Source organism: Methylobacterium sp. B1 (genome assembly GCF_000333255.1).
Lineage (GTDB): Bacteria > Pseudomonadota > Alphaproteobacteria > Rhizobiales > Beijerinckiaceae > Methylobacterium > Methylobacterium fujisawaense.
In genome coordinates this window covers 1-8,585 of the sequence record NZ_BACT01000329.1, presented here as the reverse complement: position 1 = coordinate 8,585, position 8,585 = coordinate 1, and the positions used below count along the sequence as shown (strand labels likewise).

Here is an 8,585-nt window from a genome sequence, read left to right as displayed (position 1 = left end):
CAGGAAGGCAGCGGGGTCGTGCCGCAGGCGGGCGAAATCGGTGACCACCCGGTCGCGGATCGCGAAGGCCCGCTTCGTCGCCTCGATCAGCCCGTGATAATGGGCCGTGCGTTCGGGCTCGGAGACGTTCAGCCGGTCGAAGATCCCGAGGATCAGCAGGGCGGCGAGCCCCTGGGTCGGCGGCGGGAAGTTGTAGAGCGTCGCGTCGCGGCGCCGGATCGACAGGGGCGCCCGCTCCACCGCCGCGAAGGCCTCCAGATCCGCCCGGGTGACCGGCGCACCGAGGCGCTCCAGGTCGGCGGCGATCTCCCGGCCGATATCGCCGCGATAGAAGTCGCCGAGCCCCGCATGAGCGAGCTGCTCCAGGGTATCGGCGAGGCGGGGCAGCGCGCGGGTCTCTCCGGCGGGATAGGGCTTGCCGTCCTTCAAGAAGGTGGCCGCAAAGTTTGGCGCGTCGTGGAGCGTGTCGAGTTCCTGGGGCACGTAGCGTGCCTCCGAGGGCGAGATCGCGACGCCGGCTCGGGCCTGACCGATCGCGTCGGCGAAGAGCGTCTCCAGGGGCAGGCGGCCGCCGAGCGCCCGCGCCAGCTCCAGGGCGAGGCGCCAGCCGCCCACCGCGCCCGCCACCGTGACCATGGCGTCGGGTCCCCGCGCGGGGATCGCGTCGTAGCCCTTCTCGCGGTAGCGGGGGATCGTGGCGAGACGCCCGGCCGGGCCACAGGCCTCGATGCCCCGCACCCGGCCGCCCCGCTCGCGCACCAGCCAGAACCCGTCGCCGCCGATGCCGTTCATGTGCGGATAGACCACCGCGATAGAGGCGGCCATCGCCACCATCGCCTCGATGGCGTTGCCCCCCTGGGCGAGGACGGTCTGGCCGGCCTGGGCGGCGAGGCTGTGGGGTGCGGCGACGGCGGCGGACGTGAAGACGGGGGTCTCGGGCATCGACGGTCCTGTGGTGTACCGGCCGCAGGGTTAGGCGAGGCGACGCCTCCTGCAAAGACCAAGCGCATACGGGCGGCGGGCCATGCTATGCTGCGCGTGTGCTGTCGCCCAGAAGCGGCCGATGTCCTGCAAACTCATGTCCTGGCTGGCCCTCGGCCTGTCGACCCTTCCCGCTGCGGCCCAGACGCGGACCGTGTACGAGGGCGCGGGCGCCGATCCGCGCATCTCGGTCTCGCAGCCGGAGACCACCAGCCAGGCCTCGGGCGGCTATGTCCGCTCGGTGGAGCCCTCTCTCGGCCCGCTCGGCGACCCGCTCGGGATCCGCCCGGTCCTGAAGGAACGGGGCATCGCGTACAGCCTGACCTACATCGCCGACGTGCTCGGCAATCCGGTCGGCGGCCTTCGACAGGGTGCGATCGTCGAGGATCGCCTCAACCTGCGCCTCAACCTCGACCTCGACCGGCTGGCGGGCTGGCAAGGCGCCACGGTCCATGCCAACGCCTACTTCATCCACGGCACCGGCCTGTCGCGCTACTATGTCGGCAACCTGCTGACCACGAGCGTCATCGAGGCGCTGCCGTCCACGCGGCTCTACGTGCTCTGGTTCGACCAGAGCCTGATGGACGGCCAGCTCGGGATCCGGATCGGGCAGCAGGCTGCCGACACCGAGTTCTTCGTCAGCCAGACCGCGACGCTGTTCGTGAACTCGACCTTCGGCTGGCCGGTCATCACCGGGCTCGACCTGCCGAGCGGCGGGCCGGCCTACCCGCTCGCAGCCCCGGCGATCCGGGCCAAATACGTGCCGGGCAACGGCTTCTCCCTGCAGGTCGGGCTCTACGACGGTGATCCGGCCGGTGCGAATCGTCCGGGTGACGATCCGGAGGCGCAGCGCCTCGACCGGACGGGCACCAATTTCCGCCTGCGCGATCCGGCCCTGATCATCGCCGAGGCCACCTACGCGTACAACATCGCGCCCGGTTCCCGGGGCCTGCCCGGCGACATCACCCTGGGCGGCTGGCAGCATTTCGGCCGGTTCGACAGCCTGCGCTTCGACATCACCGGCGTGCCGCTCGCCGACCCGAACGCCACCGGGATCGGCCGGCCGGTGCGCGGCAATGCCGGCCTCTACGCGATCTACGACCAGACCCTTTACCGGGAATCCGGCAAGGACGACGAGGGCCTCGGCTTCTTCGTGCGCGCCGCGTGGTCGCCCACCCGCTCCAGCCTGATCGACGCCTACCTGGATACCGGGCTGGCCTATAAGGGCCTGTTCGACGGGCGCGACGACGACACGATCGGCCTCAGCGTCGCCTACGCGCGCATCAGCGACGAGGCCCAGCGGGCCGACCGGGACACGATCCTCTACTCGGGCATGCCGATGCCCCGCCGCCGCGCCGAGGCGGTGATCGAGGCGACCTATCAGGCCGTGGTCGTGCCGGGCTTCACGGTTCAGCCCGACGCGCAATACGTCATCCGGCCGGGCGCCGGCATCGCCGGTCCGGACGGCCGCCGGCTGCGCAACGCGACGGTGCTTGGGGTACGCGCCACCGTGCAGTACTGAGCCGGCCTGCGACCGTGGGCCCCGGAACGGTCCCGGGGCTCCGCCTCTTTCAGCAGCATGTTAGTCTTCGAGTGGGTCGTCGGCGTCCTGTTCGGCGCCGTCCTACTGGCCGGTGTCGCACGTCGGCTCGGGGCGCCATATCCGGCCTTCCTGGCGCTGGGCGGTGTCGGCCTCGCCTTCGTCCCCGGCGTCCCGAACCTGCGGCTCGATCCCGAACTGGCGCTCGCGCTGTTCCTGGCTCCGGTCCTGCTCGATGCCGGCTTCGACGCCTCCGTGCGGGATCTGAAGGAGAACTGGCGCGCGGTGGCCGGGCTCGCGGTCGGGGCGGTGGCGGTGACCACGCTCGCCGTCGCGGTCGTGGCGCGGCTCGTGGTCCCGGACATGCCGCTCTCCGCCTGCATCGTGCTCGGTGCCGTGGTCGCGCCGCCCGACGCCGTGGCGGCACTGGCGGTGCTCAAGCACGCGCCGATGCCGCACCGGCTCGCCACGATCCTGCGCGGCGAGAGCCTGCTCAACGACGCGGCCTCGCTGCTGATCTACCGGCTCGGCGTGACGGCCGCGATGGCCGGCACCTTCCACCCGGCGGAGGTGGCGCCGGCGTTCCTCCTGGGCGTCGTCGCGAGCCTCGTCGTCGGCCCCTGCCTCGGCCTGCTGTTCGTGGCCGTGACCCGGCGCGTGACCGACCCGGCGAGCGCGATCGTGATGCAGTTCGTCGCCGCCTTCGGGATCTGGCTTGCCGCGGAGCGGCTCGAGCTGTCGGGGGTCCTGACCATCGTGACCTTCGCGGTGACGGTCGCCCGCCGGGCCCCCGGCGTCACCGCGCCCCGGGCCCGGGTGATCTCCTACGCCGTCTGGGACACGGCGGTGTTCGTGCTCAACGTCCTGGCCTTCGTGCTGATCGGCATCCAGATCGACCCGATCCGGGAGCGGCTGAGCGGCGCGGATGCGTGGCAGGCCCTGATCCTCGCGGGCGCGACCTTCGCCACCGTGGTGGTGACCCGCCTCGCCTGGGTCCTGCCGACCACCGGGATCCGCGAATTCGGCCTCCGCCAGGCCGGAGTTCCGGCGCGGCTGGGGCCGGGCATCGCCCTGTCCTGGGCGGGCATGCGCGGGATCGTCACCGTGGCGGCCGCCCTGGCGCTGCCTGCCCAATTTCCCCACCGGGATCTCGTGGTCGTCGCCGCCTTCGTCACGGTGCTCGGAACCCTGATCGTTCAGGGCCTGACCCTGCGGCCGCTGCTCGCCCATCTACGGCTCGAGGACGACGACCCCGTGGGGCGTGAGACGGGCCGGGCCCGGGCGGCGGCCTACAAGGCCGCCCTCGACAGCCTCGCGGATGCGGAGGACGCGCCGGCGACCGACGCGCTGCGCGCCGAGTTCCGCGCGGCCCTCGCGGAGGCGGAGGCGCACGACGAGGGTTTGGCGCCGGAGAGCCTGCCGGCGGACGCCGCCCGGCGCCAAGCCGTCGAGGCCGCCCGCGACGCGGTGCTCGCCCTGCGCCGCCAGGGCCGGATCGGCGACGACGCCTATTTCCTGCTGGAGGAGGAGTTCGACTGGGCCGAACTCAGCGCGACGCCGCGCGCGGAGACCTGAGGCCGCGCGCCGTCACACGCCCTTGCGTGCCGCGATCCGGGCCTCGATCGCATCCCAGACGGCGACGGACAGGTCGGGGCCCCCGAGCCGCTGGATCGCCCGGATGCCGGTGGGCGAGGTGACGTTGATCTCGGTGAGGTGCCCGTCGATCACGTCGATCCCCACCAGGATCAGGCCCCGCCGCGCCAGCTCGGGCCCGATCGTGGCGCAGATCTCGCGCTCGCGGTCGGTCAGCTCGGAGGCGGAGGCGGCCCCGCCGCGGACCATGTTGGAGCGGATGTCGTTGGCCGCCGGGACGCGGTTGACCGCGCCCATGGGGACGCCGTCGACCAGGATGATGCGCTTGTCACCCTCCGTGACCCGGTCGAGGTAACGCTGCACCACCCAGGCCTCCCGGAAGGTCGTGGCGAACAGGTCGAACATCGAGCCGAAATTCGGGTCCTTCTCGGTGACCTTGAACACGGCCGCGCCGCCATGCCCGTGCAGCGGCTTCATCGCCACCGTCCCGTGCTCCAGCCGGAAGGCCTCGATCTCCGCCTTGTCGCGGCTGATCAGGGTCGGCGGCATCAACTCGGGAAAATCGAGGACGAACAGCTTCTCGGGCGCGTTGCGCACCTCGAAGGGATCGTTGACCACGAGGGTCTCCGGATGGATCCGCTCGAGCATGTGGGTGGCCGTGATGTAGGCCATGTCGAAGGGCGGATCCTGGCGCATCAGCACCACGTCCGCCTCGGCCAGGTCGAGCCGCTCCGGTGGCGCCAGGGTGTAATGCGCGCCTTCGACGTCCTGCACGGTCAGACGTTCGACCCGCGCGGTCACGCGCCGGCCCTGCATCGAGAGCCGGTCCGGCGTGTAGTAGACGAGCGTATGCCCCCGCCGCTGGGCCTCCAGCAGCAGGGCAAAGGTCGTGTCACCCGCGATCCGGATATTCTGGATCGGGTCCATCTGAACCGCGACGGTCAGGCTCATACCAAACGCCCCTCGCCAACGGCGGACATCACAACCGGATGCGGCAATCTCAATCGTCGGACAGAGACTTGCTGCCCGTGCGCTTGTCGTAGTCGCCGATCGCCGACCGGCATTCGGGAGACAGGCGCTTGCGGTTGCGCATCATGCAGCGATCCGCGTCCTGGCTGTTCGGGTCGACGCCCGCGCAGAGGCGGAAATAGTCGTTCGCGCAGCCAAGCTGCAGGCCTTGGTCCTCGCGCTGGGCATAGGCGGGGCCAGCCGTCAGCGCGAACAGCGCCAGCGCCGCAGTAGCCAACCCGCGGCGGCGGGCGGCGCGCAGGGATCGTTCCGGAACCAGTCGCATTCAGCGGTGTCCTCAATCTCGCTCGGGCGGAGAACCGACGCGGCGGTCCCGCAATCGCCCGCGTCCGGCATATCGGTCGGGCCGGGCGGTAGGCAAGCGTTGGAGGTCCCGAGGGGTTCCGCGCAGGAACGTCGCGACCACGCTTCGCCGCGGTGTGGCTCGCGGGTCGCACGGCGGCGGCGTCCGACAAGACACGACGCTCCACATAAGAAGGCCCCGTCCGGGATCGGACGGGGCCTCAAGTCGAAGGGAGGAAACGCCCGCCATGGGCACGGAAGGCCACGCAAGTCGCGCGCCAACTCCCATCAGAGCGCTCTTCGGGCGCCGATGCCTGGAAAGACTCCGTTAACCACGTCGTGCTGGATTGTTTCGGTAGCCCTTGCCGACGCCCTCCGAAGGGCCCGGGCCAGATGCTCGGACCGCCGACAGGAGCCGGAGACCATGACCCTTTTCAAGCCGCAGGAGACCGGCGAAATCCGCTCGTCGAAGTCGGCCGCCGATCTGTCCCGCAGAGTTGCGCCGGCCGCGTCCGCGGACCTGATTCCCTTTCCGGGCGCAGAGGCGCGTCGGAGTTCCCGCATTCCGCGCTCCGGCGAGCGGCGCGGCGAGATCCTCCTGTTCCTCGGCGTGCGCTACGAGCGCCTCGCGTCCTGAGGACGTCGCGGTCCATGTCACATCGGCCGCACGCCGCCACAGACGGTTCTCCCATGTCAGCCCCGGATCGCCGGCCGTTCGGCCGCGCCCGCCGAGCGATGCGCCTCGGCCCCGTCGGCGCTGCACTGGCCGTGCTCGCAGCCTGCACCCAGAGCGGCGATTTCGGCCGACCGCGTACGGGGGTCTGGAACGGGCTCATCGATACGACAGGCAGCTTCAGCACCCGAGACCGCGGGCGCCTGCTGCTCGAATCCGGCCTCACCGACGACGAGCAGGCCCTGCGCGACCGCGCATGGCGATTCGTCCAGCCCGCCAGCAGCTTCACCGCCTTTCAGGACGCGGTGCTCGGCCTCGCCAGCGCCCACGTGCTCCCGCCGACCTGGCGCTACGAGGAAGTCGGTTCCTATTACGAGGCCCTCACGGCGGAGCCGTCCCGCTCCCCGGTCTCCCGCTACCGGAAGCTCGGCGACGACGCCACGGCCGATGCCCGGCTGATCCCGATCTTCGTGGCGCTGGCCGCCCGCGTCATCGACGCCGATGCCGCGCGTCTGCGCAGCCTGCCCTTCGCCAAGACCCTCGACAACGCCGACGTGCTGGAGGCCGCCCAGCGGGTCGCCGAGAATCGCTGCCTGATCGCCTGGGTGCGCTTCGAGGCCGGCCTACGGCTCGCGCGCTACCGCTTCGCCCTGGAACACCTGTTCGCCGCGGCGCCGGCACCGGAATCGGTCTCGGCCGAGCGGTCCATCATGATGCTGGCCGCCCGCCGCAACTTGCTCGACCCGCTCCTCCCGCCGGATGCCGCGGCCCGCTGCGGCCTCGGACCGGCTCCGCTGCCGCCCCCGGTGCCGGTCGCGCAGGCGGAGCCGCTGGTGGTCAAGTATTGAACGACCGAGACTGCGGTCGCGCCCCATCCTGACGACGACAGCGCCCGTGCCGCCGCGACATCGGCCGCGTGGCCGACCTGCAGGCCCGCGCGTGTCCGGATCGTGGGTCAGGGAGAGGGGCAGGTCCATCCGGCCGATCGCCCAGTGCTGGAGACGCGGACGATCCGCGGATCCCCGAACGGACGAAGGTGGCTGAGGCCCGCCGCACGTCGATCGACGCAGCCAGCCCGTTCGACGGCCCCGCTAGCGCCCCGTCCCCTTGCCGGGCCCATCCTTGCCGGGCGCGTCCTTGCCGGGCGCGTCCTTGCCGGGCGCGTCCTTGCCCGTCGGCGCATCGTCCGTCGACGTGTCGGTGGTGCAGGAGACGGCCTGGACCGCGGCATTCGCGGCGGGACGCTGACTCGGGAGACCGGCGATCACCCGCACCACCACGAAGCCGCGCGTGTCGGGCGCGACGATGCGCACGTCGCGGCTCGGATCGTTCTCGTCGTCGTCCGCAAGCGCCTCGTCGTACTGGGCGCGGGTCAGGATGACGAGGTCGAGGGCGCCACGGACCGCGGCCTGGTCGGTCACCGCGTAGAAGGCCCCGCGGCGGGCATGCGCGGCGAGCGACAGGGACAGGGGACCGGTGCGGGCGGAGACGCGCATGGGCCCGTCCGCGAGGTTGTAGGCGCAGACGCCCACCGCCACCGCCGGATCCGGGATCGGCAGCCATGCCTCGGGCGGGGAGGGGTCGTCACCGGTGGCGACCGTGTAGATCGACTGCGGATGGTCCAGGTTCTCGCTGGTGCGGGCGCGCGAGACGGCGTCGGCTTCCGAGAGGGCAGGGATCGCCAGGACCGCCGCGATGTGGACGATCCCGGCGAGCACGAGGCCGATCAGCGTGGCGTAGACGAAGCGCAGGCTCACGAGGCGCATCCGAGGCGAGTGACGGCCGGCACGGAACTCCGGTCGAGGGACCCGACGCTGGCGGCCACCGGCGTATCGTAGAGGCGCAGCGCCAGCCGGACCGGACCGGTCGCCCGCGGGCTCGGGAGCCAGTTCCCGGGCTGCACATCCGGCGCGAGCACGATCGAGAACCACCCGTCGGGCGCGCGCAGCACCTCGGTGGAGGTGAAGCCCTCGCGCAGGGGCGCACGGCCGGGATCGCGCGGGCCGCGGCCGGCCACCGTGATCGTCCAAGCGCGGGCGGGCGGCGTCGCGCCGCCGATCCGGTAGGTGCAGGTGGCGTCGAGCGCCTGTCCGGCATCGTCGACCGCCGCCGTCAGGAGCAGGCCCTCACCGACCGCCAGAGGGATCTCTCCCCGGCGGGCATTGACGGCGCGGGTGTAAGGATCCGCATTCGCCGCGCCGGCCCGCGGCCAAGCGGTCCAGGCACCGACCTGAACGCCCCCGAACGGATAGCCGCCGCTCGTCGCCCAGTCGGCGCTGGCGAGGCCCAGGAGGGCGCCCAGCGCCAGGGCGTAGACGGCAAGGCCGGCGATCGAAGTCTTGCGCCACAGCCGTCGGACGAACCGGACCGCGCGGCTGCCCGGGGCGCCGGCGTACATGGAGACGCGGCCGAACGCGTCGGGAATCGTGAGCTTTCTGCGCTCACCGAACCTCGGTGAAGCCGCCGACCGGGCGGCTGCCCTCGGCA

At 72.0% G+C, this 8,585-nt stretch carries 9 protein-coding genes; 4 read left to right on the top strand and 5 right to left on the bottom strand.

The genetic code is table 11. From position 1 onward, the window contains the following. On the bottom strand, positions 1-942 hold a 942-nt coding region (locus I53_RS09625), incomplete at its 3' end, for a gamma-glutamyltransferase (RefSeq protein WP_043349739.1). Positions 943-1,063: 121 nt separating this feature from the next. Here I53_RS09625 and I53_RS09620 point away from each other — a divergent pair. Next, the gene (locus I53_RS09620; RefSeq protein ID WP_043349736.1) at positions 1,064-2,503 is read left to right on the top strand and encodes a carbohydrate porin; all 1,440 of its coding nucleotides are present in this window, start codon (positions 1,064-1,066) and stop codon (positions 2,501-2,503) included. 57 nt (positions 2,504-2,560) lie between these two features. Continuing rightward, a complete protein-coding gene (locus I53_RS09615) occupies positions 2,561-4,096 on the top strand; it encodes a sodium:proton antiporter (protein WP_043349735.1) in 1,536 nt (511 codons plus the stop codon). A 12-nt stretch (positions 4,097-4,108) separates the two neighbouring features. Here I53_RS09615 and gshB read toward each other — a convergent pair whose 3' ends face one another. Further along, on the bottom strand, positions 4,109-5,065 hold the full coding sequence (gshB, locus tag I53_RS09610; protein ID WP_043349733.1) for a glutathione synthase: 957 nt from the start codon (positions 5,063-5,065) through the stop codon (positions 4,109-4,111). 49 nt (positions 5,066-5,114) lie between these two features. Then, entirely contained in the window at positions 5,115-5,408 is a 294-nt protein-coding gene (locus I53_RS09605) for a hypothetical protein (RefSeq protein ID WP_043349730.1), read from the bottom strand. A 441-nt stretch (positions 5,409-5,849) separates the two neighbouring features. Here I53_RS09605 and I53_RS09600 point away from each other — a divergent pair, with 441 nt between their 5' ends. Next, positions 5,850-6,062: a hypothetical protein gene (locus I53_RS09600; RefSeq protein WP_043349728.1), complete on the top strand. Its 213-nt coding sequence runs from the start codon at positions 5,850-5,852 to the stop codon at positions 6,060-6,062. A 53-nt stretch (positions 6,063-6,115) separates the two neighbouring features. After that, on the top strand, positions 6,116-6,946 hold the full coding sequence (locus tag I53_RS09595; protein ID WP_236961549.1) for a hypothetical protein: 831 nt from the start codon (positions 6,116-6,118) through the stop codon (positions 6,944-6,946). 243 nt (positions 6,947-7,189) lie between these two features. Here the strand turns inward: I53_RS09595 and I53_RS09590 are convergent, their stop codons facing one another. After that, positions 7,190-7,864 (bottom strand): integral membrane protein, encoded by a 675-nt coding sequence (locus I53_RS09590; protein WP_043349723.1) that lies wholly within the window; start codon positions 7,862-7,864, stop codon positions 7,190-7,192. After that, a complete protein-coding gene (locus tag I53_RS09585) occupies positions 7,852-8,496 on the bottom strand; it encodes a DUF1214 domain-containing protein (RefSeq protein WP_051044745.1) in 645 nt (214 codons plus the stop codon). The genes I53_RS09590 and I53_RS09585 overlap by 13 nt, the downstream gene beginning before the upstream one ends. Positions 8,497-8,585 lie beyond the last annotated feature (89 nt).

Bases quoted from the DNA above. Each gene is read 5' to 3' on its own strand.
- I53_RS09620 (WP_043349736.1), top strand. From the start codon at position 1,064: ATGTCCTGCAAACTCATGTCCTGGCTGGCCCTCGGCCTGTCGACCCTT.
- I53_RS09615 (WP_043349735.1), top strand. From the start codon at position 2,561: ATGTTAGTCTTCGAGTGGGTCGTCGGCGTCCTGTTCGGCGCCGTCCTA.
- gshB (WP_043349733.1), bottom strand. From the start codon at position 5,065: ATGAGCCTGACCGTCGCGGTTCAGATGGACCCGATCCAGAATATCCGG.
- I53_RS09605 (WP_043349730.1), bottom strand. From the start codon at position 5,408: ATGCGACTGGTTCCGGAACGATCCCTGCGCGCCGCCCGCCGCCGCGGG.
- I53_RS09600 (WP_043349728.1), top strand. From the start codon at position 5,850: ATGACCCTTTTCAAGCCGCAGGAGACCGGCGAAATCCGCTCGTCGAAG.
- I53_RS09595 (WP_236961549.1), top strand. From the start codon at position 6,116: ATGTCAGCCCCGGATCGCCGGCCGTTCGGCCGCGCCCGCCGAGCGATG.
- I53_RS09590 (WP_043349723.1), bottom strand. From the start codon at position 7,864: ATGCGCCTCGTGAGCCTGCGCTTCGTCTACGCCACGCTGATCGGCCTC.
- I53_RS09585 (WP_051044745.1), bottom strand. From the start codon at position 8,496: ATGTACGCCGGCGCCCCGGGCAGCCGCGCGGTCCGGTTCGTCCGACGG.